This is a genomic window from Aeromonas sp. R3-1, assembly GCF_040908345.1.
Lineage (GTDB): Bacteria > Pseudomonadota > Gammaproteobacteria > Enterobacterales > Aeromonadaceae > Aeromonas > Aeromonas veronii.
This window is the reverse complement of sequence record NZ_JBFODN010000148.1, coordinates 1-26,110: the sequence shown is the minus strand read 5'-3', so window position 1 is coordinate 26,110 and position 26,110 is coordinate 1. Positions and strand designations below refer to the sequence as shown.

The following is a 26,110-nucleotide window of genomic DNA, read 5'->3' as shown; positions in this document are numbered from 1 at the left end:
GGTGCGAGGTAGAAACGACAATGGGGGCCACTGGCCCCCATTTCGCTATCCCATCCGGCAAAATCGCAAACGTTTAACTGCCTTCGTTAAAAATTTCCAGATTGCTGGTGCCTTCCTGCCATTCACGCACCGCTTTGGTGTCATCGTTGCGCAGGGCGTTGAGGTGATCCAGATAGGACTGGTCCACGTCGGAGGTGACGTAGTGGCCATTGAAGACCGAGGTCTCGAAGTGACGCAGATCCGGGTTGATCTCCCGGACGGCGGCTTCCAGATCTTCCAGATCCTGGAAAATCAGACCGTCAGCACCAATCAGCTTGCACACCTCTTCCACTTCGCGGCCGTGGGCGATCAGCTCGTTGGCGGTAGGCATGTCGATGCCGTAGACGTTGGGGAAGCGAATTTCCGGCGCTGCCGAGGCGAAGTAGACCTTGGCTGCCCCCGCTTCACGGGCCATCTGGATGATCTGCTCGGACGTGGTACCACGCACGATGGAATCGTCCACCAGCAACACCTTCTTGCCCTTGAATTCGGAGCTGATGGCGTTGAGTTTGCGGCGCACCGACTTCTTGCGCTGGGTCTGGCCCGGCATGATGAAGGTACGGCCGATGTAGCGATTCTTCACGAAGCCCTGACGGTATGGCAGGTCGAGGGTGTGGGCGATCTCCAGCGCCACGTCACAGGAGGTCTCGGGGATGGGGATAACCACATCGACGTCGAGATCTTCCCACTCGCGGGCAATCTTCTGACCCAGCTTGCGACCCATGTTGAGGCGGGCGGCGTAGACCGAGACCTTGTCGATGCACGAATCGGGACGGGCGAAATAGACATATTCGAAGATGCAGGAGCTCATCTGCGGGTTCTCCGCACACTGCTCGGAGAAGAGCTGGCCCTGCTCGGTGATGTAGATGGCTTCACCCGGCGCAATATCCCGCACCGTCTCGAAACCGATGGCGTCGAGCGCAACGCTCTCGGAGGCGAGCATGTACTCCACCTGGCCCTGCTCGTCCTGACGACGACCGAGGATCAGCGGGCGAATGCCGTTGGGATCGCGAAAACCGATGAGACCATGACCAATCACCAGCGAGACTACCGCATAAGCGCCGCGGATCTGCTGATGGGTTCTGCGCACCGCGGCGAAGATATCTTCGGGGCGCAGCGCCATCTTGTCACAACGATCCAGCTCGTGGGCCAGCACGTTCAGCAGCACTTCCGAGTCGGAGGTGGTGTTGATGTGGCGGCGGGCGACCTTGAACTGCTGCTCCTTGAGCTCCTTGGCGTTGGTGAGGTTGCCGTTATGGGCCAGCACCATGCCGTAGGGCGAGTTCACATAAAAAGGTTGGGCTTCAGCGGCACTTGAGCTGCCTGCGGTGGGGTATCTGACATGACCTATGCCGATGTTCCCTTGCAGACGCTGCATGTGGCGCACTTCAAACACGTCCTTCACCAGGCCATTGGCCTTGCGTTGCCGGAAGTTTCCACTATCAATGGTCACGATCCCGGCGGCATCCTGTCCCCTGTGCTGCAACACCGTCAAGGCGTCGTAGAGGGCCTGATTGACGGGGGTGGTGCCAACTATACCGACAATACCACACATGTCTTTGCTACCTCGAAGTCACTATACCTGTTTAAGAAAACTGGATGAGTTCAACATGAACCCGAAAAACCACTGGATCACCGGCTTGAACTCCGGTACCAGCTTGGACGCCACCCACCAGTCGCTCTGGGAGAGGCTGGTGAAGGTATCCATGAAAAAAAGCAGGGCACTGACGATCAGCACCCCGCGAATTGCACCGAAGCAGACCCCCAGCACCCGATCGGTACCGGAGAGACCCGTCTTGTCCACCAACAGGCCCACCACATAGTTGACCACGCTGCCGAGGATCAGGGTCGCCACAAACAGCGCCGCGATGGCCAGACCGTTGCGAACCAGCGCGTCGGAGAAGGAGGTGAAATAGACGGCGAGATCGGGATAGAAATGGCTGGCAATAAAGAAGGCGACGAACCAGGTGACAAGAGACATGGCCTCCTTGACGAAGCCGCGCACCAGGCTGATGAGAGCAGAGAAACCGACGATGCCGATGATGGCGTAATCAATCCAGACCATAGAAAAAGATGTCCTGCGAAATTGCGGCGCAGTCTAACAAAAACGATTGCGCATTGCTTGATAAAAATGTGTTAACTGTTCAAAGCGACGCCGAAAAGCCGCATTTTTTCAGCACTAAAACGGTTGATCGGCGCCAGAATGCACAACGCCATGGCAATGCCATGGCGTTGTGGTCTGCGGCGTGAACTTACCCGATGTGGGTCAGGCCACCCATGTAGGATTGCAGCGCAGCCGGGATGGCGATGCGGCCATCTTCCTGCTGGTAGTTCTCCATCACGGCAACCAGGGTACGACCCACTGCCAGACCGGAGCCGTTCAGGGTGTGCAGCAACTGCGGCTTGCCGTCGATACGCACGCGAGCCTGCATGCGGCGCGCCTGGAAGTCGGTGCAGTTGGAGACAGAGGAGATCTCGCGGTAAGTGTTCTGGGCCGGCAGCCACACTTCCAGATCGTAGGTCTTGGAAGCGCAGAAGCCCATGTCACCGGTAGAGAGCGCCATCACGCGATACGGCAGCTCCAGCAGTTGCAGCACCTTCTCGGCGTGACCCACCATCTCTTCCAGTGCATCCCAGGATTTCTCCGGGTGAACCAGCTGAACCATTTCAACCTTGTCGAACTGGTGCATACGGATGAGGCCACGGGTATCACGACCGTAGGAACCGGCTTCAGAGCGGAAGCAGGGGCTGTGAGCGGTCATCTTGATTGGCAGCTCTTGGGCGTCAAAGATCTCGTCACGGGCCATATTGGTGAGCGGCACTTCGGAGGTCGGGATCAGGGAGAACTTGCGCACCTTGCCCTCTTCTTCCCCTTCACCTTCGATACCGGTATTGAACAGGTCCTGGGCAAATTTCGGCAACTGACCGGTGCCATAGAGGCTGTCCGGGTTCACCAGATAGGGTACATAGCACTCGGTGTAACCGTGCTGCTGGGTGTGCAGATCCAGCATGAACTGAGCCAGGGCACGGTGCAGACGGGCAATCTGACCCTTCATCACTACGAAACGGGTACCGGATAGTTTGACGCCGTTCTTGAAGTCAACGCCCTTGGCCGCTTCGCCCAGATCGATGTGATCGCGTACCGGGAAGCTGAACTCGCGCGGGGTACCCCAGCGGCGCACTTCCACGTTGTCGTTCTCGTCACGGCCCACCGGCGTGGTCTCGCTCGGCAGGTTGGGGATGGCGTCGGCAATGGCTTTCAGCTGGGCCAGCAGGGCATCCAGCTCGACCTTGCTGGTTTCCAGCTCGTCGTTGATCTTGGTCACTTCGGCCTTGAGCGGGGCAACATCTTCACCACGACGGGCAGCTTCACCGATGGATTTGGAGCGGGCGTTGCGCTCGGCCTGCAGCTCCTGGGTACGGGACTGCAGATCCTTGCGTTTCTCTTCCAGAGCGTTGACAGCCGCTACGTCCAGAACGTAGCCACGTGTCGCCAGACGAGCGGCAGCCTCTTCGATATCGCTGCGCAGATATTTGGGATCCAGCATGGTTTACCTACTTTTTTAAAATGGGATCTGGGCCTGAGTCGTCATGACGGGCTGGGAAACAGATCCGGAAGTTAACATCGGTTGGCGCACCCCAATCGTCTTCAGAATCGGGCCTTAACTATCAGGCCTTCGAGATCAAGAAGATGGCGCAAGGCCAAGACAAGCGGGGTCAGACGGGCAGTGTAGCAGACCGCCCCCCCGCCCGAACAGGGACTATTTGTGTCGTTTTTACCGACTTTGGCACGCAAGCCGTCCTGCATATTCAAACGCCTGACCAATTTTCAGCCACGCGGGGTAACAAAGGGGCTATTTGCCCCGTTGCTGCGGACTTTGCCTGTCCAGTTCATGGAGGTAATCGAGCTTCTGACCAATCTGCTTTTCAAGGCCGCGATCGGTGGGCTGGTAGTACTGCTTGCCGGCAAGCTCGGGCGGGAAATACTGCTCGCCCGCAGCATAGGCGCCCGGCTCGTCATGGGCATAGCGATACTCGGCGCCATAGCCCAGATCGCTCATCAGTTTGGTCGGCGCATTGCGCAGGTGCACCGGCACCTCGAAGTCAGGGAGGTTTTTGGCATCATGGAGCGCTGCCTTCCAGGCGGTATAGACCGCATTGCTTTTCGGGGCACAGGCGAGATAGACGATCGCCTGGGCGATGGCCCGCTCCCCTTCCGCCGGCCCGATCCGATGGAAACAATCCCAGGCCGACAGGGCGACCTGCATGGCGCGGGGATCGGCATTGCCCACATCTTCCGAGGCAATCGCCAGCAAGCGGCGGGCTATATAGAGGGGATCGCAACCGGCGCTTACCATACGGGCATACCAGTAGAGCGCCGCATCCGGCGCCGAGCCGCGAATGGATTTGTGCACCGCCGAGATGAGGTCGTAGAAGTGATCGCCCCCCTTGTCGAAGCGGGCCACGTGCTCCCCCACCACGGCAGCGAGCAGGGCACTGTCGATCACCCGCGCCCCTGTGCTGTCGGTTTCGGCCATGTCGGCCAACAGCTCCAGATAGTTGAGGGATTTACGCCCGTCTCCATCCACCGCCTTGGCCAACGCCTCTTTGACGCCCGGGGCAAAGGTGAGTGCCGGATCATTGAGACCACGGGGATCAGTCATCGCCTGATCGAGCATGGCGAGAATATCGCTCTCCTCCAGTCGCTTGAGCAGATAGACTCGGGCCCTGGAGAGCAGTGCGTTGTTGAGTTCGAACGAGGGGTTTTCAGTGGTGGCACCGATAAAGGTGATGGTGCCATCCTCGATGTGAGGCAGGAACACATCCTGCTGACTCTTGTTGAAGCGGTGCACCTCATCCACAAACAGGATGGTGCGCACTCCGCGCCAGCTGTTCTCCTTCGCCTTGTCGATGGCGGCGCGGATCTCCTTGATACCGGAGGTGACCGCAGAGAGTCGCTCCACTTCCGCCTGACAGTAGTGAGCCATCAACTCCGCCAGCGTGGTCTTGCCGGTACCGGGCGGCCCCCACAGGATCATCGAGTGGCAGTGACCCGCCAGAATCGCTTTGCGCAGGGGCTTGTCAGCCCCCAGGATATGTTGCTGACCGATATACTGGTCGAGGTTTTGCGGCCGCATCCGGGCCGCCAGCGGACGAAAGTCCGATGAAAAATCCAGCGACAAGTTACTCATCTGTATTGACCACCCAGCGTCACGCCACTCGCCTTTGACTGGCGTAGTGGCGAGCAATCCAACGACCGCTTGCTCATTAGCGCTGGTCGTCCAGCTCGACCCCCTTCGGGATCTTGAAAACAAATTCGTTGCCCTTGAGCACCGGCTTGCGGTTGAAGCTGCTCAGGGTGAATTCACTCCACTGCCCTTGCGCCTCTTTCACATCGAAACGACTGATGTTGTCTTGTCTGTCGAAGGTGACACGGAAGGAGGCGATCAGCTCATCCTTGTTACGGCTGGTGACGGTGTAGACATCACCCTGCTGGGTCACGTCATAGTTCTTCCAGAACTTGTCGTCATTGCCGGCGATCAGAATAAAGGGGGTGTTGAGCACCGCATCTTTCAGCTTGAGGGCGGTCACCTGCTCGACGAAGGGATCATAGACCCAGACATCCTGACCATCGGCCACGATCAGGCTCTCGTCCGGCGAGGTGGTGTGCCAGTTGAAACGGTTTGGCCGCTGCACCAGCAGGTCGCCGCTGGCCTTTTGCAGCTCCTTGCCCTTGCTGTCATAGACGGTCTGGGCAAATTTGGCGGAGAAGAGGCTCACCCCCGCCAGCTTCTGTTTGAGATCGCTGGCCGCATCGGCCCACACCTGGCTGCTGGCCATCAGCAGCACGGTACCTATCAACAGTTGTTTTTTCATCACGCTCTTCATAAAGACGCTCTCGATAAAAGGCCACGCCCGCGGAGGGCATGGCCAGGGATAGTATGAAACGGTGAGGCTTAGTCCCGCACCGGCGGCGGTGCCAGCACGTCGCGCTGACCATTGCCACCCGGTGAGCTGACGATACCCTGATTCTCCATCTGCTCAATGAGACGGGCTGCCCGGTTGTAACCAATCTTGAACTTGCGCTGGACGCTGGAGGTCGAGCCACGGCGGGACTCCACCACGAAAGCGACCGCTTCGTCGAACAAGGGGTCGAGCTCTTCATCGCCACCACCGCCATATTCGCCGCTGCCACCTTCGCCACCCGACTCACCGGAGAGGATCTCCTCGATGTAGTTCGGCTCGCCGCGCAGTTTCCAGTCCGCCACCACCTTGTGCACTTCGTGGTCATCGACAAAGGCACCGTGTACCCGGGTCGGGTTGGAGGTACCGGCCGGCATGTAGAGCATGTCGCCCATACCGAGCAGAGATTCGGCGCCGCCCTGATCAATGATGGTGCGCGAGTCGATCTTGCTCGACACCTGGAATGAGATCCGGGTCGGGATGTTGGCCTTGATAAGACCGGTAATGACATCCACCGACGGACGCTGGGTCGCCAGAATAAGGTGAATACCGGCGGCCCGCGCCTTCTGGGCGATACGGGCGATCAGCTCTTCCACCTTCTTGCCAACGATCATCATCATGTCGGCAAATTCATCCACCACCACCACGATGTGGGGCAGTTTCTCCAGCTCTGGCGGCATCTGATCCATGGAGTCACCCGGACGCCACAACGGATCCAGCAGGGGTTCCCCCTCCTCGATGGCGGCCAGTACCTTGTCGTTGTAGCCCTTGAGGTTGCGCACCCCGACTGCCGACATCAGCTTGTAACGGCGTTCCATCTCGCCCACACACCAGCGCAGGGCGTTGGCGGCATCCTTCATGTCGGTCACCACCTCGGTCAGCAGGTGCGGGATCCCTTCGTAGACCGAGAGTTCCAGCATCTTGGGGTCGATCATGATAAAGCGCAGATCATCGGGGGAGGACTTGTAGAGCATCGAGATGATCATGGTGTTGACCCCCACCGACTTACCGGAACCTGTGGTACCGGCCACCAGCAGGTGCGGCATCTTGGCCAGGTTCACCACCACCGGCTCGCCGGCGATGTCCTGACCCAGGCCCATGGTGAGCGGGTTGCGGCTATCGCGGAAAGCATCGCAGTCGAGGGTTTCACGCAGGTAAACGGTCTGGCGCACCCGGTTGGGCAGCTCGATACCGACATAGGTTTTCCCCGGGATCACTTCCACCACCCGCACGCTGCTGGCAGAGAGGGAACGGGCCAGATCACGCGAGAGGTTGGTGATCTTGCTCGCCTTCATGCCCGGAGCCAGATCCAGTTCAAAACGGGTAATGACCGGACCCGGATAGACACCGACCACCTTGGCCTGCACGTTGTAGTCGGCAAGTTTGGCCTCCACCAGACGGCCCATGCGATCCAGCTCATCCTTGCTCATCATCTGAGTCTTGGCTGGCGGTCTGTCGAGCAGTTCGATACTCGGCAACGGCGGCATTGTTGACTGCGGACGACGCTTGGGCTTGGTCGGTGCGACGGCTACCGGCGCGGCGACCTCGTCGTCCCCTTCGGCCCAGGGCAGATCCAGATCGTCCTCATCATCGTCATCGGCCACAGCCAGTACCGGCTGGCGGCGACCATTGGCGGCCGCCACCGCACGTTTAGGATTGGCAGCCGGAGCCGGCTCATCATCTTCATCATCAAACTGGGGATCGAACTCGAAGGTATCGTCGTCGAGTTCCGGCAGCCACTCTTCGGCGGCAGCCTTCTGATTCTTGGCCTTGGGCTTGCGCGTCCAGCTGGTGTGTGGCTCATCTTCCTCATCATCAAACGCGATGGCCCCTACCCCGCCTTCCAGCAAGGGATCCGGCCCCTCGTTGCGGGGTTGACGCCAGCCACCGGTCAGCCAGCGGCCGAGGGTGGTCGGAAAGTGGTAAACAGCGCTGACCGAACCGGTGCAGGCCGCGCCGATCTGCTCGACGATGGTGAGCCAGGACCAGCCGGTAAACAGGGTGATGCCGGTTGCCACGAAGCAGAGCAGCATCAGGTTGGCCCCGACGCCGCCAAACAGCGGTACCACTGCAGAAGCGATCACATCCCCCACCAGACCACCGGCGGAGAAGTTTTGCATATCGTTGAAGTTCATGCTGGCAATGGCCGACATGCCGAGCACAGTCAGGATAAAGCCGATGATCCGCACCCCCAGGGTGAGGTAATCCACATCGAGCAGACGGCTCGGGCGCCAGAACAGACTCCAGCCCAGCAGTACCACCAGCGGCGGCACCAGATAGGAGAAAGCACCAAAGGTAAACATGGTGATATCGGCGAGCCAGGCACCGGCACTACCGGCGAGGTTCTTCACCTCCCCTTGCCAGGAGGTCTGGGACCAGCCGGGATCAGCGGGATGATAGGACAACAGGGCAAGCAGAAGATAAGCAGCCATCAGGGTGATGGCGATCAAGACGGCTTCGAAGATCCGTTGTGTACCTGATAAAGGAGTAAACAGCTTTTTATCGGCCAAACTCCGGCTCCTTTCTGAAAACATGTAATGCAGGAAATAAGGGGGCCTAGTATCCCCGAAAAGCCCATCGATTGTCAGCCAGAGCCTGATGGGACGGGGCCATATTTGCAATTATCTTTACAAGAAGAAACGAGCGGACCGGCCGCTCGTTTCTGACTGTCATGGTGTCTCATATGGAAAAGACACCACGGCATAACCTGCTTTATCGGGTGCTGATCACCAGACGACTGCTCTGCTTGACCTCTTCCATCACCACGTAGGTGCGGGTGTCATTGACACCGGGCAGACGCAGCAGGGTTTCCCCCAACAGACGGCGGTAAGCCGACATGTCGCTGACTCGGGTCTTGAGCAGATAGTCGAAGTCACCGGAAACCAGATGACACTCCTGGATCTCTTCGAGCACCTGAACAGCCTTGTTGAACTGTTCAAACACATCAGGCGCCCCGCGATTGAGGGTTATCTCTACAAACACCAGCAGAGATGCGTCCAGATAATGAGGGTTCAGAATAGCGGCATATCCTTCGATATAACCTTGTCGCTCGAGGCGACGAACCCGTTCCAGACACGGTGTAGGACTCAGGCCAACTCGCTTGGACAACTCAACATTCGAAATCCTGCCATCCTTTTGCAGTTCATTAAGAATGTTGCGGTCAATCCTGTCCAAATCCTTTAGCCGACTCTTAGCTTCCATCATTTTATTCCATCCTTTGGCTATTTTTTGGTAAGAATCACCAGTCATTTTATAATTATGGTCACAAATCCTGTCAATACCTGAATATACTAGGCGCAAATGTTGGTTAACATTTTGGCAACATGAAACACCAATCTATAGACGAGGGATAGCATGATTATCGGTGTACCTAAAGAGATAAAAAACCATGAATACCGCGTAGGCATGGTTCCGGCCAGTGTACGTGAACTGACAGCACGAAACCATACTGTTTTCGTCCAAAGCGGTGCCGGAAACGGCATTGGCTTCAGCGATGCAGATTATATCGCTGTTGGAGCCGAAATTTTGGCCTCTGCAGCAGAGGTTTTCGCCAAAGCCGAGATGATCGTCAAGGTCAAGGAACCTCAGCCTGTCGAATGTGCCATGCTGCGTCCGGGTCAGACCCTGTTCACCTATCTGCATCTGGCGCCAGACTTGCCCCAGACCGAAGCCCTGCTTAAAAGCGGCGCCATCTGTATCGCCTATGAAACCGTCACCGACGGCCGTGGCGGCCTGCCCCTGCTGGCCCCCATGTCGGAAGTGGCCGGACGCATGTCTATTCAGGCGGGTGCCCAAGCGCTGGAAAAATCGCGCGGTGGTAGCGGTGTGCTGCTCGGCGGCGTACCCGGTGTCGAACCGGCCAAGGTGGTGATCATCGGCGGCGGCGTGGTCGGCTCCAATGCAGCCCGCATGGCCATTGGCCTGCGCGCGGATGTCACCATCCTCGACAACAACATCGATACCTTGCGTCGTCTTGATAACGAGTTCCAGGGAGCAGCCAAGGTGGTTTACTCCAACAGCGAGACGCTGGAGCGACATCTGCTGGCGGCCGATCTGGTCATCGGCGGCGTACTGGTGCCGGGTGCCACTGCGCCAAAACTTGTCCGCCGTGACCACATTGCGCGCATGAAGCCGGGTTCTGCCATCGTCGATGTGGCCATCGATCAGGGCGGCTGTGTGGAAACCTCCCACGCCACCACCCATCAGGATCCGACCTATATCGTCGATGAGGTGGTGCACTACTGTGTCGCCAACATGCCGGGGGCGGTGGCCCGCACCTCGACCGTGGCGCTCAACAATGCCACCCTCCCCTTTATCATCAAGCTGGCCCAGCAAGGATATCGTCAGGCACTGCTGAACGATCCCAACCTGCTGCACGGGCTCAACGTGATGGAGGGCAAGCTCACCTGCAAGGAAGTGGCCGTGGCACATGGCCTTGCCTACACGGATCCCCTGACCCTGCTGAACTGATCTGCGCTGGCCTGCGCCAGTTGGAGATGAGTGAAAATCCGCCCGCGATGGGCGGTTTTTTTATTCCTTTATTTTGCATGTCACCCCTTGTGAACACGATTAGTGCAATCGACTCACCAGCCTTTGACCCCGGATCACGAATTACCTACAATCGCGCAAACTCATCACATCCCGGAAATGACATCATGAGCCAAGTCACGCACAGCAAATTGCTGATCTTAGGGTCAGGCCCGGCCGGTTACACCGCGGCCGTCTACGCCGCCCGCGCCAACCTCAATCCCCTGCTCATCACCGGCATGCAGCAAGGGGGTCAGCTGACCACCACCACCGAAGTGGAAAACTGGCCAGGTGATCCGGAAGGGCTGACCGGCCCTGCCCTGATGGAGCGCATGAAAGAGCATGCAGAGAAGTTCGATACCCGCATCCTGTTTGATCACATCAACAGTGTCGAACTGACTCAGCGCCCGTTCCGTCTCAAGGGCGACAACGGCGAGTACACCTGCGATGCCCTGATCATCGCGACCGGCGCCTCCGCCAAGTATCTGGGTCTGCCCTCCGAAGAGGCCTTCAAGGGTCGCGGCGTCTCCGCCTGTGCCACCTGTGACGGTTTCTTCTACCGCAATCAGGAAGTGGCGGTGATCGGCGGCGGCAACACCGCTGTTGAAGAAGCCTTGTATCTGGCCAACATCGCCAAGAAGGTGCACCTGATCCACCGCCGCGACGAATTCCGTGCCGAGAAGATCCTGATCAAGCGTCTGCACGACAAGGTCGCGAGCGGCAATATCGTGCTGCACACCCACCAGACTCTGGACGAAGTGCTGGGGGATCAGATGGGGGTCACCGGTGTGCGCCTGCGCAACACTCAGGACAACAGCACCAGCGAGCTGCCGCTGATGGGCGTCTTCATCGCCATCGGCCACCAGCCCAATACCCAGATCTTCGATGGCCAGCTGGAGATGCAAAACGGCTATCTGAAGGTACGTGGCGGCCTCGACGGTTTTGCCACCCAGACCAGCATTGAAGGTGTCTTCGCTGCCGGCGATGTGGCCGACCACAACTACCGTCAGGCGATCACCTCTGCTGGTACCGGCTGCATGGCAGCCCTCGATGCCGAACGCTACCTCGACGCGCAATAAACAAGCGCAGATGTGATATAAGGCATACCAGTCGGTATGCCTTTTTTATTTAAAGGAGTCTAATGAAACAGAAGATATTGATTGTCGAAGATAGCCTGACCATCCGCCGTATGCTGACTCAGGCCATTGCCCAGCAGACAGGCCTCGAGATTGACGCCTTTGATACCCTCGAAGGTGCCCGTCACTGCCGGGGCGAGGAGTATGTGGTCGCGCTGGTGGACCTGACCTTGCCGGATGCGCCCCGTGGCGAAGCGGTCAACGAGCTGCTGGCTCGAGGTTTGCCGGTGGTGATCCTCACTGCCGACATCAGCGAGGATAAACGTGCCGCCTGGCTGGAAACCGGCGTGCTGGACTATGTGATGAAGGATTCGCGCCACTCGCTGCAATATGCCGTCAGTCTGGTGCACCGCCTCTATCTCAACCAGTCGATCGAAGTGCTGGTAGTCGACGACTCACGCACCTCCCGTCACCGCACCATGGCCCAGTTGCGCAAGCAGTTGTTGCAGGTGCATGAGGCCAGTCATGCCCGTGAAGCGATGGCGATGCTGGAGCAACACCCGGACATCCGGCTGGCACTGGTCGACTACTATATGCCGGATATCGATGGCATCAGTCTGGTGCGGATGCTGAGAGAGCGATACAGCAAGCAGCAGCTCGCGATTATCGGGATCTCGGTCTCGGACAAGCGCGGTCTCTCTGCTCGCTACCTCAAGCAGGGCGCCAACGACTTTCTCAACCAGCCGTTCGAGCCGGAAGAACTGCAGTGTCGGGTCAGCCACAATCTGGAAGCGCTCAAGCAGTTCAACAGCATTCAGGAGTCAGCCAATCGTGATTACCTGACCGGTCTCTACAACCGGCGCTACTGGTTAAACGAAGGGCAAAAATGGTTTGAAGAGCATCAGCGCCTGCAGACGCCTCTTGCACTCTGTGTGCTCGATGTGGATCACTTCAAGCAGGTCAACGATCACTGGGGCCATGCCATCGGCGATCAACTGCTCTGCCATCTGACCCGGCTACTGACCCAGTTCTTCCCCGATGCCATGATCGCCCGCTTTGGCGGAGAGGAGTTTGCCATGATGGTGCCTCACTGTACCGTCCCCGTGTTGATCAAGCGTCTTGAAGGGCTGCGTCAGCAGCTGCGCCAGCAACCTTTGTCACCGGAAACCCCGCTCTTTGTTCGCGCCAGTTACGGCGTGATCAGCGTCGGGCGGATATCCATGGACGAGGCGCTGAGCGTAGCGGATCGGCTGCTCTATCAGGCAAAGAACACCGGTCGCGACAAGATAGTCTCTCAAGAGATAACTATCTGAATCCTCAGGGCATCAGTCCCGTGTATTACCGCCCGACAGACTTTCCGACAGGAGAGTCTGCGGGTTCCTTTCCTGCCACAGTCTCCCCATCACCGAGACTATCGAAAGTCAGTAAGTCTTGTCGACCCGCACCCCATCATCGAAGTAGAGAATGCGCACCTTGTCTCCATTGGCAAAGACCATGGCGGGATCATAATCCTGGATCACGTTGATAAGGGCATTTTGCTCGTTGCGGATCAGCAGCTCCACCAACTTGTTTTCCACCACGGTTCCCCCGGACTGGTATTGTTGCGCAGCTGCAGCTCCCGCCAGCGCCCCGACGGCGGTGGCGATCTCACGACCATGACCGCCGCCAAACTGGTTGCCCAGCAGACCGCCCAACACGGCACCACCCAGCGTCTTCCAGCCAGAGTGCTCGGACTCCAGGATCTGGCGCTGGGTAATATTGCGCACCGTTTCGACCTGACCAAACACCACCTGATTGACGGGCCGCGCGGTATTGCGCTGGTAGACCTCCGCCCCGGCAGGCGCCGTGACAAAGCAGAGCAAGCTGGATACTATCAGGATAATGGCCTTCATCTATAAACCTCGTTGCCTTATGTCTCGCTATCTTACCCAACTGGATGATGAGCTTTGCTGGTTTCCCGACCCCAGCCATGCGCTGGAAGAGCCCAACGGCTTGCTGGCGATCGGCGGGGATCTCTCCCCTGCCAGATTGCTGGCAGCTTATCACAAGGGGATCTTCCCGTGGAATGAACCCCACCAGCCGACCCTGTGGTGGTCACCGGATCCCCGCGGAGTGATCCGCCCAGACCAACTCCATGTGGGACGGACACTGCAGAAGATTATCCGCCGTACCCCATTCGATATTTCCGTCAATCGCGCCTTTAATGAAGTCATTACCGCCTGCGCCGCCCCTCGTCGCACTGCCGATGGCACCTGGATCAGCCAACCCATGATCGAGGCCTACCAGCAGTTGCATCGGCTGGGTCATGCCCACTCTATCGAGATCTGGCAGGAGGGAGAGCTGCAAGCGGGACTGTATGGCCTCTCTATCGGCCGACTGTTTTGCGGTGAATCCATGTTCAGCCGGATTGATAACGGCGCCAAACTTGCCATGGTGGCACTCTGTCGCCACTTCGCCCGCCATCACGGCGCCCTCATCGATTGCCAGATGCAAAACCCGTTTCTGGCGACCCTGGGTATCGAGGAGTGGCCACGGGCCCGTTTTCTGGCTGAGCTGGCGCGCCTTGGCCATCAACCACTGTTGGCTTCCTGCTGGCAAGAGGGGGAGATCAGCTTATGACTGAAGAAGTGATCCTCAAAGTAGGGCTGACTCCCAAGCATCCCTGCAGTTATCTGGACCATGAACAGGAGCAGTTGCTGGTGCTGATGGAACACAATCTGCTCAACGCCAACGGTTACGAGCGATTGTTGACTGCCGGTTTTCGCCGCAGTGGCAACGACATCTATCGTCCCCACTGCCCGGCGTGCCATGCCTGCCAATCCCTTCGAATTCACAGCGAGCGCTTTCGTCCCAGCCGTGGCCAGAAGCGGATCCGCCAGCTCAACAAAGATATCGAGATCGTCCTGAGCTACGACGACAAGCCCGAGTATTACCTGCTCTACGAACGTTATATCCGCGAACGCCACCACGATGGCAGCATGTATCCCCCCAACCGCAGCCAGTATCGTGGGTTTCTCCATTGTGACTGGATGCCGCCGCTCTACCTGGAGATGCGCAAAGAGGGCCGCCTTATCGGTGTAGCCACCACAGACCTGCTGCCCCACTCCTTGAGCGCCATGTACACCTTCTTCGATCCTGACTATGCCGATCGCTCCCTGGGCACCTTTGCAATCCTCTGCCAGCTCGATCTGGCCAGGCGAACAGGGCGAAGCTGGCTCTATCTTGGCTATCTGGTAGAGGCGTGCCGCAAGATGAATTACAAGCGCAATTATCTCCCTCACGAGCTGTTAATTCAGGGGGAATGGAAAAATATCGACACCAAGCCCGAGTAAACTTTACACATAGCCTTAAATCCGGCATGATCCAGCGGTTTTTTGTTGTGGCTTATCAAGAGGATTCAATGGCTAAAGAAGACAGTATTGAGATGCAGGGCACTATTCTCGAAACCCTGCCCAATACCATGTTCCGTGTGGAACTGGAGAATGGTCACGTGGTTATCGCTCATATTTCAGGCAAGATGCGCAAAAACTACATTCGTATCCTGACTGGAGACAAAGTAACGGTAGCACTGACTCCCTACGATCTCTCCAAGGGACGTATTGTTTTCCGCTCTCGCTAAGCCAGGAATTCAGCAAAAAACCCCAACCTTTCGGTTGGGGTTTTTTGTCGTTTTCTGATCACTGACGCTTAGTGGGAAACAGCTTCAACATTGACCTGAAAATCAAAGCTGAGGCTGTCATTTACCAACTCAACCTTCACAATTCCCCCGTCAACCAGTGAGCCGAACAGGATCTCATTGGCCAGGGGTTTCTTGAGGTGCTCTTGGATAACCCGACCCATCGGTCTGGCCCCCATGGCTCTGTCATATCCCTTCTCTGCCAACCAGTGGCGGGCACGCTCGGACACCTCGAGAGAGACTCCCTTCGCATCCAGTTGAACCTGCAATTCGACAATGAACTTGTCGACCACCTGATGGATCACCGTCATATCGAGATGGTTGAACCAGATGGTGTGATCAAGCCGGTTACGAAACTCCGGACTGAAGGTCTTGTTGATCACCGCCATGGCATCGTGGCTCAAATCCTGTTGCTGGAAGCCAATCGATTTGCGTTGGGTCTCCTGCACACCGGCGTTGGTAGTCATCACCAAAATGACGTTACGGAAATCCGCCTTGCGCCCGTTGTTATCGGTCAAGGTGCCGTTGTCCATCACCTGCAACAGCAGATTGAATACGTCCGGGTGAGCTTTCTCAATTTCGTCGAGCAACACAACGGAATGAGGATGCTTGATCACCGCATCGGTCAGCAACCCTCCCTGTTCAAAACCGACATAACCGGGAGGCGCGCCAATCAAGCGAGATACGGTATGGCGTTCCATGTACTCGGACATATCAAAGCGCAGCATCTCGACACCCAGCGCCTTGCCCAACTGCTGGGTCACCTCTGTTTTACCAACACCGGTAGGACCGGCAAACAGGAAGCAACCAACCGGGCGACGCTCATTGCCAAGTCCTGAACGAGAGAGGCGAATCGCATCGGTCAGTACCTCGATGGCTTTATCTTGACCAAAGACCACCATCTTCAGATTGCGCTCCAGGTTCTTCAGTACCTCTTTATCCGAGGAAGAAACTGATTTCTCCGGAATGCGGGCGATCTTGGCCACTATGGACTCAATTTCCTGCACATTGATCACTTTCTTGCGCTTGCTCGCGGGCAATAACCGTTGACCGGCGCCCGCCTCGTCTATCACATCGATCGCTTTGTCGGGTAGGTGACGATCATTGATGTACTTGGCAGAGAGCTCGGCAGCTGCACGGATCGCCTTGGCGGTATAGCGTACGCCGTGGTGGGCTTCGTAGCGACTCTTGAGTCCCATCAGGATGCGAGTGGTGTCATCGATAGTCGGCTCGACAATATCGATCTTCTGGAAGCGACGGGCCAACGCACGGTCTTTCTCGAAGATCTGGGCATACTCCTGATAAGTGGTGGATCCCACACAGCGGAGCAAACCATTGGAGAGCAGCGGCTTGATCAGGTTGGCTGCATCCAGCTGACCACCGGATGCCGCACCGGCACCGATGATGGTATGGATCTCGTCGATAAAGAGGATGGCCCCTTCCTGACGCTCAATTTGCTTGAGCAGTACCTTGAGGCGCTTCTCGAAATCCCCACGGTATTTGGTGCCCGCCAGCAGAGAACCCATATCCAGCGAATAGATGGTACTGCCCGCAATCACCTCGGGGACATCCCCCTTGACGATGCGATAGGCCAAGCCTTCTGCAATAGCGGTTTTGCCTACACCCGCTTCACCCACCAGCAGCGGGTTGTTCTTGCGACGACGGCAGAGCACCTGAATGGTACGATTGAGCTCCTGATCACGGCCAATCAGCGGATCGATGCGCCCTTCCAGCACCAGCTGGTTCAGGTTGGTGGCAAAGCTTTCGATCTGGGCGGCCGAAACATCATCATCAGACTCGGGATTGTTATTGCTACCGAGATCCGGCTTGTTATCCTTGCGCACCCCGTGGGAGAGGAAATTGACGACGTCGAGACGGCTGATCTCGGCTTTTTTCAGGAAATAGGCAGCTTGTGACTCCTGCTCACTGAAGATAGCGACCAGCACGTTGGCGCCGCTGACTTCGGTATTGCCGGAGGATTGCACATGGAAGACGGCACGCTGCAACACGCGCTGGAAGCCCAGTGTCGGCTGGGTTTCACGATCTTCATCGTCGCGCGGTATGAGCGGAGTAGTTTGGGTGATGAATGCGCGGATCTCCTTGCGCATCTGCTCGACATCGGCACCACAGGAGCTCAGCGCCTCATGGGCTGAACTGTTATCCAGAAGGGCTAACAACAGGTGCTCGACGGTCATGAATTCGTGGCGCTCGTCACGGGCCAGTTTGAAAGCCTCGTTCAGCGTCTTTTCTAGATCTTTATTCAACATAGGCACCTCCCCTAGTACAGCTACAATGTGGTGTCACACTCGCCATCACGTCATCAGATTCAAGCCTTTTCCATAGTACAGAGCAGTGGATGTTCGTTGTTACGTGCATAGGTGTTGACCTGGACAACCTTGGTTTCGGCGATCTCTGCGGTAAACATGCCGCAGACACCCTTACCACTATAATGCACACTCAGCATGACCTGAGTCGCCTTGTCCAAATCCATACCAAAGAACTTTTGCAGCACCTCCACCACAAACTCCATGGGCGTGTAGTCATCGTTGTTCAACACAACCTTATACATGGGTGGCGGCTGCAGCTTTGTTTTCTCTGCTTCTGCAATCTCTTCATTAGCAAAGAGTTCTTTCTGCTTGCTCATAATCGCGCTTTGGTACCTCTAGATTACTACCGTCTAACACAAGGTTGTCAATAGACTTGTTAACCAGATCACATCAGCTGTTAACAACTTCTTGACTCGCTCAAAAGTTAGACTAGATTGGTTACTTGCTAATCTGTGCCCGTCTGCTATGGGCCCATGTCCCTAGTTATAAAGGGCTGGCGCAGGTTACTCAACGACTTCTGGGTAATCAATAAAAGGATGTAGAAGTATGGCAACCGGCACAGTTAAGTGGTTTAACAACGCAAAAGGATTTGGGTTTATCTGTCCGGAAGGGGGCGGTGAGGATATCTTCGCTCACTACTCCACGATTCAAATGGAGGGCTACAAGACCCTGAAAGCGGGTCAGGCTGTCAATTTTGAACTGCAACAGGGGCCGAAAGGAAATCACGCCTCTGTGATTGTGCCAAACGAAGCACAAAATATGTAAATAACACCCGTTGGATAAATAAAAAACCGGTTCCTCTCTGAGCAACCGGTTTTTTATTGTCAGATTTCTGGCGAATCCTGCCTCCTCACGGGATCACAGGGTTATCACCAGCCATGATCAGTCGTGATATTCGCTGCAGGCGATCAGGGTATTTTCCATCAAGCTGGCGACCGTCATCGGGCCCACGCCACCGGGTACCGGAGTAATGAATGAGGCATGGCTGCGCGCCGTCTCAAACTCCACATCCCCGACCAGCGAGCCATCAGCCAAGCGATTGATGCCCACATCGATTACCAGTGCCCCCGGTTTGATCCACTCGCCAGGTATGAAGTTGGGCTTGCCGACTGCGACAACCAGCAGATCGGCACGGCGTACCTGATCTTCCAGATCCCGGGTAAAACGGTGACAGGTCGTGGTTGTGCAGCCCGCCAGCAGCAATTCGAGAGTCATGGGACGCCCCACTATGTTGGACGCTCCCACCACGACCGCATGCAGACCGTGCGTCTTCACGCCGGTGGTCTCGATCAGCGTCATGATCCCTTTCGGAGTGCAGGGGCGCAGCGCCGGAATACGTTGGGCCAGACGACCGACGTTATACGGGTGAAATCCATCTACATCCTTGTCAGGCTGGATCCGCTCCAGCACCTGAGTGGTATCAAAGTGATCCGGCAACGGCAGCTGAACCAGAATGCCATCAACGTGGCTATCCGCATTCAGCTGGTCAATCAGCGCCAGCAGCTCTTCCTGACTGGCGGTGGCACTCAGGTCATAGGAGCGGGAGAGAAAACCCACCTCCTCGCACGCCCGACGTTTGCTGCCGACATAGACCTGAGAGGCGGGATCCGCCCCCACCAGAATGACTGCCAGCCCTGGAGCCCGTTTCCCTGCCGCCAACCGCTGTTGGACTTGCGCCGCGACCTGGCTGCGAATCGTTTGCGCAACCTGTTTTCCATCTATGATTTTGGCAGACATCGTTCTCCACTCACCATGTGTTCAACTGCCGCGCATTGTCGCATTTTTTTAGCCGGGATGTTAGCGGCAGACGCACGCCATACCTGTAGCGGGCAATAAGTAGGCACTTGAATTTACTGGGGGAAAAAGTCGTTGACGCTGGCCCTTACGCTTGGCTATGATGCCCGCCCGTTGCCCAGTACGACTCATGTCGATATGCTGGTCAGGGATTTTCGGTGATTAGCGCAGTCCGGTAGCGCATCTGGTTTGGGACCAGAGGGTCAAAGGTTCGAATCCTTTATCACCGACCATGTTCATCGATTCGTCCTTAAGACGTGTTGATACAAAGCGCCCTTAGCTCAGTTGGATAGAGCAACGGCCTTCTAAGCCGTGGGTCGCAGGTTCGAATCCTGCAGGGCGCGCCATTGATGTTCCCCAATCCTTCTGGATTGGCGAGCGTTGATGAAAATTTCAGTGGTGGCTGTAGCTCAGTTGGTAGAGTCCCGGATTGTGATTCCGGTTGTCGTGGGTTCGAGCCCCATCAGCCACCCCATTATTCTGTCGATAATCGCCGCAAGGTGATGTCCATCGACTTGGTGCAGTGACCTTCTGGTCTGCTCCGCGAAAAACCGGCCAAGGCCGGTTTTTTGTTTTGCACTCGACAGCGCCATGCCTTGTCGGCAAGGCATCCTCCAGCTCGATAAACGCGGCTCTGCCCATTTGTCACGATTCGCGCTCCCCGTCGATACACAGCCACACTCCCCCGCACATCAGTCTGCTCGGTTCTTTTTCTGTATTTCCCAAGCGCCATTGATATGCTGATCGCTCTTCCTCTCTCCTGCTTTCCGTTGGAGCTTTTCTATGCAACGCATTCTTTTTGTCGAAGATGATCCCGAGATTGGCCAGCTCATCAGCAGTTGGCTCGGTCGCCACGATATGGACGTGACCCTCGAGCCCAGAGGGGACATGGCACTGGCCCGGGTCGAGGCCGAACAGCCCGATCTGGTGCTGCTCGATATCATGTTGCCGGGGCAAGATGGCATGTCCCTCTGTCGGGATCTGCGGCCGCGCTTCGACGGCCCCATCGTAATGCTCACCTCGCTGGACAGCGACATGAACCAGATCCTGAGTCTGGAGCTGGGCGCCAACGACTACATTCTCAAAACGACGCCACCGCCGGTGCTGCTGGCCCGGTTGCGGGTGCAGTTTCGCCAGCACCAGCAAGCATCAACCCAACCGGCAGCCACCAGCAGCGTTCCACAGCAACTGCAATTTGGTCGGCTGCGGGTGGATGGCCCGGGGCGAGATGTGCGGCTCAATGGCGAGAGCGTTGCCCTCTCGACCGCTGACTTTGATCTGCTGTGGGAGCTCGCCTGTCACGCGGGCCAAATCTTGAGTCGGGAAGCCCTCTTTCGCAGCTTGCGCGGCCGGGAGTACGACGGCCAGGATCGCAGCATGGATGTGGCCATCTCCCGCCTGCGCCGAAAACTGGGTGATAACCCTGACAACCCGACCCGGATCAAGACGGTGCGCCAGAAAGGCTACCTCTTCGTCCCCCACGCCTGGGAATAACCCTCTTTCGGGAGCACCGCCATGCGCCGCCTCTTTATCCAGTTCTATCTGTTACTGATCGGCTGCTTCACCCTCGCCATCCTGCTGGTTGGTGTGGTCTATCAGGTGACCGCCGAACGGGCGAGTGATCGCTATCTCGAACGCATGATGCAGGGCTCTCTTGGCCTGTTGACCGGCGAGTTGGCAAGAACCCCGCCAGAGCGCTGGCCCGATCGGCTGGCCGAGCAGAGCAGTCAGTTTACCCTCCCCCTCAAGATCGGCGAGCTGGTGCGCCAGCCCCTGGCCAGCGAGGATCAGGCCTTTCTGGCCGCCGGCAATATTGTCATCGTCGAGGAGGATGACACCTTCCTGCAGCGCATCCCCGATACCGAACGGGTGCTGATTGTCGGCCCGGTTCCCTACCTCTCCTACCTGCACGAGCTGCACTGGGTCGATGTGGGGCTGCTGCTGGTGATCGGCCTATCCCTCGGCCTGCCCATTCTGCTCTGGTTGCGTCCCCACTGGCGCGGCTTGCAGCAATTGGAGCAAACCGCACGTCGCGTAGGCGATGGGGATCTTTCCTACCGAACCAATCTGCCACCGGGCAGCAGTCTGGCCCGAGTGGGACGCACCTTCGATCAAATGGCGACCCAATTGCAGGCCATGATTGCCAGCCGCAAGCAACTGACCGATGCCATCGCCCACGAGTTGCGCACCCCGCTGGTCCGGTTGCGCTATCGGCTTGCCATGCTCGATCCTGCCCCTGCCGAGCAGGAGCAGCAGGCGCTGGAGCGAGATCTGGGAGCACTGGACGCTCTGATCGAAGAGATGCTCACCTACGCCAAGCTGGATAGACCCGAGCTGCCGTTGCAGCGCGACGAGCTGGAGCTCAGTCACTGGGCACAAGCGCATCTTGGCGACTGGCAGGCGCTGTCACCCGAGAAGAGGCTCACCCTCGATCTGCCGCCACGCCACATGCCCTGGTGCGGCGATCAGCGTCTGCTGACCCGCGCGGTGGAGAACCTCATCGGCAATGCTCTGCGCTACGCCGAGAGCGAGGTTACCCTCTCCATCTCGCGGCTGCAGGAGAACTATCTGCTGGAGGTGAGCGACGATGGGCCGGGGATCGATCCGGCGCTGGCGCCCCAGATCTTCGAACCGTTCGTGCGCCTTGATCAAAGCCGGGATCGCCGCACCGGCGGCACCGGACTGGGGCTGGCCATCGTGCGCAGCATTGCCCATCATCACGGGGGGGATGTGGCGCTGCTGGCCAGTGACCACGGCGCCCGCGTCTGCCTCACCCTGCCTGTACATTTGGATACAAACCGTCACCAACCGCTCACTGAAGGGCCGCCGCAACCGTCATAGGATGACTGTCATGGAGAACGCTCCATAACATCAACCCGAATAAGGAAATTGAACATGAAAAAGATCATTCCCCTGACCCTGGCTGCCGTCTTCGCCCTCACTTCCGGTTTCACCATGGCGGCCACTCCGACCAAGACAGCCACACCGCAGGCGACCCAGACCAAGGTGGTGAAAAAACACCATAAAGCCACCCACGCCAAGACCCCTGCCGTCAAAGTCGCGCCGAAAACCAAGTGATCCTACTGTTCACTTGATAGCACCAAGGGAGGCTGACGCCTCCCTTTCCATCTCTTCCCGAAATTTTCCTGACGAGCGCCTCCCTCGTCCAAACCGGATCCACGACCCGGCTCCCCCTTTGCGGGAAACGGTCAATGACCACAGGAACATGGCATGTGGCGTCATCTGCTTAAATGGCTCGGCCCCTTGTGCAGCTTGCTGCTGCTCGGCACCGCACTGACCGTGCTGTATCACCTGACTCAGGCATGGCACTGGCACGATATTCGTGTGGCCATCTGGTTCCAACCCCTGTCGCGACTGGCGGGCGCCCTGTTGCTGACCCTGCTCAGTTATGGTTGCCTCTGCAGCTATGACATGCTGGCGCTCCATGCGCTGGGCAAGCGCCTTCCCTGGCAACAGGTCAGCATCACCTCCTTTATCGCCTACACCTTCTCCAACACCCTGGGATTTGCCCTGCTGACAGGCACCTCGGTGCGATATCGCCTCTACTCCGCACTGGGGCTCACCACCGGAGAAGTGGCCCGCGTGGTGCTGTTCTGCTCCATCACCTTTTTCCTCGGCCTGCTGGCGTGGGGAGGTGGCGCCCTACTGACCTGCGATGTATCACAGTTGCTGCCTGACTGGCCGCTGTGGGCAGATACCCTGCTCAGGCTGGCGGGCGTCATGGCTCTGCTGTTGGTAGCCAGCTACCTCTGCTGGCCCGCCCCACGTCTCTCCTGGCGGAAACACACCCTGACTCTGCCGGGCTTTCGGATACGTCTGTTGCAACTGTTGGTCGCGCTGGCCGACTGGATGGCCGCCGCCGCCGTGCTGTTTGTGCTGTTGCCTGCAGATAGCGTCCCCTACCCTGTGCTGCTCAGTGCCTTCGTGCTGGCCAGCTTCCTCGGGGTACTGGCCCACGTGCCGGGTGGGATCGGCGTGTTCGAAGCGAGCATGAGCCTGCTGCTGGCCCACTACCTGCCAACCGACAATCTGCTCGCCTCGCTGCTGCTCTATCGCTGCATCTATTATCTGCTTCCCTTTCTCTGTGCCCTGCTGCTCTTTACCAGTCAGGAGATGCTGCAACAAAAAGCGCGCTGGCAGCGGCTACAAGGGCTGATGAGCGCAGTACGCGAATTTCTGCCCGCCCTTATCAGCATGGGCACCTTCGCCGCTGGCAGCCTACTGCTCTGCTCGGGGATGATCCCGACCATGCGCAGCCACATCGAAGTGTGGCTGCAGGTGTTGCCGCTCCATCTGCTCGAGCTCTCCGACGTGCTCGGCAGCGTGAGCGGTATCCTCCTGATCCTGCTGGCTCGCAGCCTCTATCGCCGTCACGACGCCGCGTTTCGCATCACCCAGCTGCTGCTGGCTCTGGGTATCGCCTTCTCCCTGCTCAAGGGGGGAGACTGGGAGTCAGCCCTGCTGCTTGGCAGCTTCCTGCTCATCATGACCCCTTGCCGTTCCCTCTTCTATCGCAAGGGGTCACTGCTCTATCCCCAGTACACCCCGGGCTGGCTCATCTCGGTCGGCGCCGTGCTGCTGGGAGCGCTGGCGCGCGCCCACGAACTGGTGGTGCGTGAAGGGGGGATCCACGGCTATCTGGCCCAGTTGCAGGACAAGTCCCTGCTGTTCCACCCCGCCGGTGACGCCTTCCTGATGTATGGCATCGAGGGCAACAGCTGGATTGTGATGGGGGATCCCGTCGGTCGCCCCGAGCAGATCGAAGAACTGCTCTGGCAATTTCGCGAGCGCTGCGACGAGCACGACGCCAACCCGGTCTTTTATCAGGTCTCGGCCCGCTATCTTCCGCTCTATCTGGAGCTGGGGCTGATCCCCTTCAAGCTTGGTGAAGAGGCGATGGTCGATCTGGCCACCTTCGATCTGGCAGGCAGCCGGCTGCGCAACCTGCGCCAGAGCCACGCCAAGGGCAAACGGGAAGGTTTGACCTTCGAGGTGGTCGAGGCCAGTGCCGTGGCCCCCCTGCTGCCCAGATTGCAGACCGTCTCCGATACCTGGCTGCAGAGCAAGATGGGCAAGGAGAAGGGCTTCTCGGTCGGCCGTTTCGAGCCTGACTACCTGACTTTAAGTCCGGCTGCGCTGGTGTGGCACGAGGGGCAGATCGTCGGCTTTGCCAACCTCTGGGTGAGCGATAGCAAGGAGATGCTCTCCATCGATCTGATGCGCTACAGCCTGGATACCGGCACTGCCCCCATCATGGATTTTCTCTTTGTCGAACTGCTGCTGTGGGGCAAGGCGCAAGGGTACGCCAGCTTCAATCTGGGGATGGCCCCCATGTCCGGCTTCAACGATCACCCGCTCAACAGCTACTGGGCCCGCCTTGGCAATACCCTGTTCGTCCGTGGCAGCCGTTTTTACAACTTTCAGGGGCTCAGACGCTACAAGGAGAAATTTTCGCCCCGCTGGGAACCCCGCTACCTGCTCTGCAGCAGCAAGCTGGTACTGCCCAGAACCCTGACTCACCTGATCACCCTGATTAGCCGCGGCCCGCTGGGGCTGATCAAGAAATAGGAGCATGGCCAATGAGAGCCTTGATTTTGCTGTTACTCAGTCTCGTACTGCCCGTTTCGTCTTTTGCGGCGCACGCCGCCCCGGTCAAGGATGACCTGAGCCTGATTGAGCTGCCGGTCAAGCAGCCATCCGACGCCCCCATGGTGATCTTTCTCAGCGGCGATGGTGGCTGGGCAGCCCTCGACAAGGGGTTGAGCGCCCAGTTTCAGCTGCACGGCATACCGGTCGTGGGCTGGAGCTCTCTCACCTACTACTGGAAGAAGAAAACCCCGGAGCAGGTGACCGCCGATCTGGAGCGGATCCTTGATGATTACCAGACTCGCTGGCAGCGCCCACGCTGGTTGTTGGTCGGTTTCTCGTTTGGTGCCGAGATTGTCCCATTCGTCATCAACCGGTTGCCGGAGCACTATCGTCAAGGGCTGATCGGGGCCGTGATGCTCTCCCCCTCCACCAGCTCAGATTTCGAGATCCATGTCAGCGACATGCTGACCCACAAGGCCCGCAGCTACCCGACCGAGCCGCAGGTGAAGACCATCCGGGATCTGCCGATGCTCTGCCTGCAAGGAGCCGATGACGATGACGGCGACCGCCTCTGCCCCCGTCTCAACCAACCCAACGTCACCAGCGTCACCCTGCCGGGAGGACACCATTTTGACGATAACGACCCCCAGCTCTATCAGGCCATCACCAAGCATCTGAACCTGCCCCCGGATCCGCTGACTGTGGAGCATTAACCCGTATCACCACGGAATGCCTTTTAAGTACCGAGCAGGGCAAATCAGCGAGCAATGAAAAGGGCCTCTCTTGCGAGAGGCCCTTGTACTGAATTGGGCGGAAACTTTAAAAGGATCGACCAATGGCTTGGCCGTGGCGTCAAGGTCACCGAGGCTTTTCACTACGATTGCCCAAGCGGTTCACCCAGATGCGCTATCAAGAACGAAGATTTGCATTCCTATGCCGGCAACCACTCGGGATTGCGCCATAAAACAAAAGCCCTGATGTTTCCATCAGGGCTTTGCAATGTGGCGGTGAGGGAGGGATTCGAACCCTCGATACGTTGCCGTATACACACTTTCCAGGCGTGCTCCTTCAGCCACTCGGACACCTCACCAAATTTT

24 protein-coding genes and 4 tRNA genes are annotated in these 26,110 nt (G+C 58.0%); 16 read left to right on the top strand and 12 right to left on the bottom strand.

The features are described from left to right. Positions 1–73 precede the first annotated feature (73 nt). Together purF and AB5Y85_RS09195 are read right to left on the bottom strand one after the other, a co-directional pair. The gene (gene purF / locus AB5Y85_RS09200; protein WP_005351229.1) at positions 74–1,594 is read right to left on the bottom strand and encodes an amidophosphoribosyltransferase; all 1,521 of its coding nucleotides are present in this window, start codon (positions 1,592–1,594) and stop codon (positions 74–76) included. Between the two features lie 21 nt (positions 1,595–1,615). Beyond that, the gene (locus AB5Y85_RS09195) at positions 1,616–2,104 is read right to left on the bottom strand and encodes a CvpA family protein (protein WP_005337086.1); all 489 of its coding nucleotides are present in this window, start codon (positions 2,102–2,104) and stop codon (positions 1,616–1,618) included. Between the two features lie 8 nt (positions 2,105–2,112). Between AB5Y85_RS09195 and AB5Y85_RS09190 the strand changes: the two genes are divergently transcribed. Beyond that, the gene (locus AB5Y85_RS09190) at positions 2,113–2,289 is read left to right on the top strand and encodes a hypothetical protein (RefSeq protein ID WP_155395816.1); all 177 of its coding nucleotides are present in this window, start codon (positions 2,113–2,115) and stop codon (positions 2,287–2,289) included. 2 nt (positions 2,290–2,291) lie between these two features. On the opposite strand, the gene serS is transcribed toward AB5Y85_RS09190, so the two are convergent. The 5 genes from serS to lrp form a co-directional block, all read right to left on the bottom strand. Further along, the gene (serS, locus tag AB5Y85_RS09185; protein ID WP_005337087.1) at positions 2,292–3,587 is read right to left on the bottom strand and encodes a serine--tRNA ligase; all 1,296 of its coding nucleotides are present in this window, start codon (positions 3,585–3,587) and stop codon (positions 2,292–2,294) included. A 306-nt stretch (positions 3,588–3,893) separates the two neighbouring features. After that, positions 3,894–5,231 carry a replication-associated recombination protein A gene (locus AB5Y85_RS09180; RefSeq protein ID WP_021230553.1) on the bottom strand — a complete coding sequence of 446 codons (1,338 nt, stop codon included), beginning with the start codon at positions 5,229–5,231 and terminating at the stop codon, positions 3,894–3,896. Positions 5,232–5,307: 76 nt separating this feature from the next. After that, complete coding sequence (lolA, locus tag AB5Y85_RS09175) at positions 5,308–5,916, bottom strand: outer membrane lipoprotein chaperone LolA (protein WP_236396459.1); 609 nt, start codon at positions 5,914–5,916, stop codon at positions 5,308–5,310. An 80-nt stretch (positions 5,917–5,996) separates the two neighbouring features. Next, complete coding sequence (locus tag AB5Y85_RS09170) at positions 5,997–8,513, bottom strand: DNA translocase FtsK 4TM domain-containing protein (protein ID WP_307772296.1); 2,517 nt, start codon at positions 8,511–8,513, stop codon at positions 5,997–5,999. 202 nt (positions 8,514–8,715) lie between these two features. After that, complete coding sequence (gene lrp / locus AB5Y85_RS09165) at positions 8,716–9,207, bottom strand: leucine-responsive transcriptional regulator Lrp (RefSeq protein WP_005300047.1); 492 nt, start codon at positions 9,205–9,207, stop codon at positions 8,716–8,718. 150 nt (positions 9,208–9,357) lie between these two features. Between lrp and ald the strand changes: the two genes are divergently transcribed. The 3 genes from ald (at position 9,358) to AB5Y85_RS09150 (ending at position 12,919) form a co-directional block, all read left to right on the top strand. Further along, positions 9,358–10,473: an alanine dehydrogenase gene (gene ald / locus AB5Y85_RS09160; protein ID WP_257687476.1), complete on the top strand. Its 1,116-nt coding sequence runs from the start codon at positions 9,358–9,360 to the stop codon at positions 10,471–10,473. Positions 10,474–10,658: 185 nt separating this feature from the next. Continuing rightward, entirely contained in the window at positions 10,659–11,609 is a 951-nt protein-coding gene (trxB, locus tag AB5Y85_RS09155; RefSeq protein WP_019445530.1) for a thioredoxin-disulfide reductase, read from the top strand. A 62-nt stretch (positions 11,610–11,671) separates the two neighbouring features. After that, positions 11,672–12,919, top strand: a complete 1,248-nt coding sequence (locus tag AB5Y85_RS09150) for a diguanylate cyclase (protein ID WP_368221345.1) — start codon at positions 11,672–11,674, stop codon at positions 12,917–12,919. Positions 12,920–13,027: 108 nt separating this feature from the next. Here AB5Y85_RS09150 and AB5Y85_RS09145 read toward each other — a convergent pair whose 3' ends face one another. Beyond that, complete coding sequence (locus AB5Y85_RS09145; RefSeq protein WP_005337104.1) at positions 13,028–13,498, bottom strand: glycine zipper 2TM domain-containing protein; 471 nt, start codon at positions 13,496–13,498, stop codon at positions 13,028–13,030. A gap of 19 nt (positions 13,499–13,517) precedes the next feature. Between AB5Y85_RS09145 and aat the strand changes: the two genes are divergently transcribed. From aat to infA, 3 genes are all read left to right on the top strand, one after another. Then, a complete protein-coding gene (aat, locus tag AB5Y85_RS09140; RefSeq protein WP_042080501.1) occupies positions 13,518–14,225 on the top strand; it encodes a leucyl/phenylalanyl-tRNA--protein transferase in 708 nt (235 codons plus the stop codon). Beyond that, a complete protein-coding gene (locus tag AB5Y85_RS09135; RefSeq protein ID WP_257687478.1) occupies positions 14,222–14,938 on the top strand; it encodes an arginyltransferase in 717 nt (238 codons plus the stop codon). Before aat ends, AB5Y85_RS09135 begins: the two co-directional genes overlap by 4 nt. A gap of 68 nt (positions 14,939–15,006) precedes the next feature. Next, complete coding sequence (infA, locus tag AB5Y85_RS09130) at positions 15,007–15,225, top strand: translation initiation factor IF-1 (protein ID WP_005300033.1); 219 nt, start codon at positions 15,007–15,009, stop codon at positions 15,223–15,225. Positions 15,226–15,293: 68 nt separating this feature from the next. Here the strand turns inward: infA and clpA are convergent, their stop codons facing one another. Continuing rightward, positions 15,294–17,549 carry an ATP-dependent Clp protease ATP-binding subunit ClpA gene (gene clpA, locus AB5Y85_RS09125; protein ID WP_100653551.1) on the bottom strand — a complete coding sequence of 752 codons (2,256 nt, stop codon included), beginning with the start codon at positions 17,547–17,549 and terminating at the stop codon, positions 15,294–15,296. Between the two features lie 59 nt (positions 17,550–17,608). Then, on the bottom strand, positions 17,609–17,926 hold the full coding sequence (gene clpS / locus AB5Y85_RS09120; protein WP_005337111.1) for an ATP-dependent Clp protease adapter ClpS: 318 nt from the start codon (positions 17,924–17,926) through the stop codon (positions 17,609–17,611). Positions 17,927–18,155: 229 nt separating this feature from the next. Between clpS and cspD the strand changes: the two genes are divergently transcribed. Beyond that, positions 18,156–18,374: a cold shock-like protein CspD gene (gene cspD, locus AB5Y85_RS09115; protein ID WP_005300025.1), complete on the top strand. Its 219-nt coding sequence runs from the start codon at positions 18,156–18,158 to the stop codon at positions 18,372–18,374. Positions 18,375–18,491: 117 nt separating this feature from the next. On the opposite strand, the gene folD is transcribed toward cspD, so the two are convergent. Next, on the bottom strand, positions 18,492–19,346 hold the full coding sequence (gene folD / locus AB5Y85_RS09110) for a bifunctional methylenetetrahydrofolate dehydrogenase/methenyltetrahydrofolate cyclohydrolase FolD (protein WP_005346435.1): 855 nt from the start codon (positions 19,344–19,346) through the stop codon (positions 18,492–18,494). A 213-nt stretch (positions 19,347–19,559) separates the two neighbouring features. Between folD and AB5Y85_RS09105 the strand changes: the two genes are divergently transcribed. From AB5Y85_RS09105 to AB5Y85_RS09070, 8 genes are all read left to right on the top strand, one after another. Then, positions 19,560–19,636: transfer RNA gene (locus AB5Y85_RS09105), tRNA-Pro, on the top strand. Between the two features lie 37 nt (positions 19,637–19,673). Continuing rightward, positions 19,674–19,750 (top strand) — tRNA-Arg (locus AB5Y85_RS09100). A 52-nt stretch (positions 19,751–19,802) separates the two neighbouring features. Continuing rightward, positions 19,803–19,878: transfer RNA gene (locus AB5Y85_RS09095), tRNA-His, on the top strand. A 308-nt stretch (positions 19,879–20,186) separates the two neighbouring features. Next, complete coding sequence (gene rstA / locus AB5Y85_RS09090) at positions 20,187–20,897, top strand: two-component system response regulator RstA (protein ID WP_160880946.1); 711 nt, start codon at positions 20,187–20,189, stop codon at positions 20,895–20,897. 21 nt (positions 20,898–20,918) lie between these two features. Then, complete coding sequence (rstB, locus tag AB5Y85_RS09085) at positions 20,919–22,244, top strand: two-component system sensor histidine kinase RstB (RefSeq protein WP_257687479.1); 1,326 nt, start codon at positions 20,919–20,921, stop codon at positions 22,242–22,244. Between the two features lie 54 nt (positions 22,245–22,298). Further along, the gene (locus AB5Y85_RS09080; RefSeq protein WP_005337116.1) at positions 22,299–22,481 is read left to right on the top strand and encodes a hypothetical protein; all 183 of its coding nucleotides are present in this window, start codon (positions 22,299–22,301) and stop codon (positions 22,479–22,481) included. A gap of 153 nt (positions 22,482–22,634) precedes the next feature. Next, a complete protein-coding gene (locus AB5Y85_RS09075; RefSeq protein ID WP_257687480.1) occupies positions 22,635–24,992 on the top strand; it encodes a phosphatidylglycerol lysyltransferase domain-containing protein in 2,358 nt (785 codons plus the stop codon). Between the two features lie 11 nt (positions 24,993–25,003). After that, the gene (locus AB5Y85_RS09070; protein ID WP_257687481.1) at positions 25,004–25,726 is read left to right on the top strand and encodes a virulence factor; all 723 of its coding nucleotides are present in this window, start codon (positions 25,004–25,006) and stop codon (positions 25,724–25,726) included. A gap of 289 nt (positions 25,727–26,015) precedes the next feature. Here AB5Y85_RS09070 and AB5Y85_RS09065 read toward each other — a convergent pair. Beyond that, positions 26,016–26,103: transfer RNA gene (locus AB5Y85_RS09065), tRNA-Ser, on the bottom strand. Positions 26,104–26,110: the final 7 nt, after the last annotated feature.

Bases quoted from the DNA above. Each gene is read 5' to 3' on its own strand.
- serS (WP_005337087.1), bottom strand. From the start codon at position 3,587: ATGCTGGATCCCAAATATCTGCGCAGCGATATCGAAGAGGCTGCCGCT.
- infA (WP_005300033.1), top strand. From the start codon at position 15,007: ATGGCTAAAGAAGACAGTATTGAGATGCAGGGCACTATTCTCGAAACC.
- AB5Y85_RS09070 (WP_257687481.1), top strand. From the start codon at position 25,004: ATGAGAGCCTTGATTTTGCTGTTACTCAGTCTCGTACTGCCCGTTTCG.
- AB5Y85_RS09145 (WP_005337104.1), bottom strand. From the start codon at position 13,498: ATGAAGGCCATTATCCTGATAGTATCCAGCTTGCTCTGCTTTGTCACG.
- AB5Y85_RS09135 (WP_257687478.1), top strand. From the start codon at position 14,222: ATGACTGAAGAAGTGATCCTCAAAGTAGGGCTGACTCCCAAGCATCCC.
- clpA (WP_100653551.1), bottom strand. From the start codon at position 17,549: ATGTTGAATAAAGATCTAGAAAAGACGCTGAACGAGGCTTTCAAACTG.
- aat (WP_042080501.1), top strand. From the start codon at position 13,518: ATGTCTCGCTATCTTACCCAACTGGATGATGAGCTTTGCTGGTTTCCC.
- lolA (WP_236396459.1), bottom strand. From the start codon at position 5,916: ATGAAAAAACAACTGTTGATAGGTACCGTGCTGCTGATGGCCAGCAGC.
- AB5Y85_RS09190 (WP_155395816.1), top strand. From the start codon at position 2,113: ATGTCCTGCGAAATTGCGGCGCAGTCTAACAAAAACGATTGCGCATTG.
- AB5Y85_RS09195 (WP_005337086.1), bottom strand. From the start codon at position 2,104: ATGGTCTGGATTGATTACGCCATCATCGGCATCGTCGGTTTCTCTGCT.
- trxB (WP_019445530.1), top strand. From the start codon at position 10,659: ATGAGCCAAGTCACGCACAGCAAATTGCTGATCTTAGGGTCAGGCCCG.
- AB5Y85_RS09080 (WP_005337116.1), top strand. From the start codon at position 22,299: ATGAAAAAGATCATTCCCCTGACCCTGGCTGCCGTCTTCGCCCTCACT.
- rstA (WP_160880946.1), top strand. From the start codon at position 20,187: ATGCAACGCATTCTTTTTGTCGAAGATGATCCCGAGATTGGCCAGCTC.
- cspD (WP_005300025.1), top strand. From the start codon at position 18,156: ATGGCAACCGGCACAGTTAAGTGGTTTAACAACGCAAAAGGATTTGGG.
- clpS (WP_005337111.1), bottom strand. From the start codon at position 17,926: ATGAGCAAGCAGAAAGAACTCTTTGCTAATGAAGAGATTGCAGAAGCA.
- folD (WP_005346435.1), bottom strand. From the start codon at position 19,346: ATGTCTGCCAAAATCATAGATGGAAAACAGGTTGCGCAAACGATTCGC.
- AB5Y85_RS09075 (WP_257687480.1), top strand. From the start codon at position 22,635: ATGTGGCGTCATCTGCTTAAATGGCTCGGCCCCTTGTGCAGCTTGCTG.
- AB5Y85_RS09180 (WP_021230553.1), bottom strand. From the start codon at position 5,231: ATGAGTAACTTGTCGCTGGATTTTTCATCGGACTTTCGTCCGCTGGCG.
- AB5Y85_RS09150 (WP_368221345.1), top strand. From the start codon at position 11,672: ATGAAACAGAAGATATTGATTGTCGAAGATAGCCTGACCATCCGCCGT.
- ald (WP_257687476.1), top strand. From the start codon at position 9,358: ATGATTATCGGTGTACCTAAAGAGATAAAAAACCATGAATACCGCGTA.
- purF (WP_005351229.1), bottom strand. From the start codon at position 1,594: ATGTGTGGTATTGTCGGTATAGTTGGCACCACCCCCGTCAATCAGGCC.
- lrp (WP_005300047.1), bottom strand. From the start codon at position 9,207: ATGATGGAAGCTAAGAGTCGGCTAAAGGATTTGGACAGGATTGACCGC.
- rstB (WP_257687479.1), top strand. From the start codon at position 20,919: ATGCGCCGCCTCTTTATCCAGTTCTATCTGTTACTGATCGGCTGCTTC.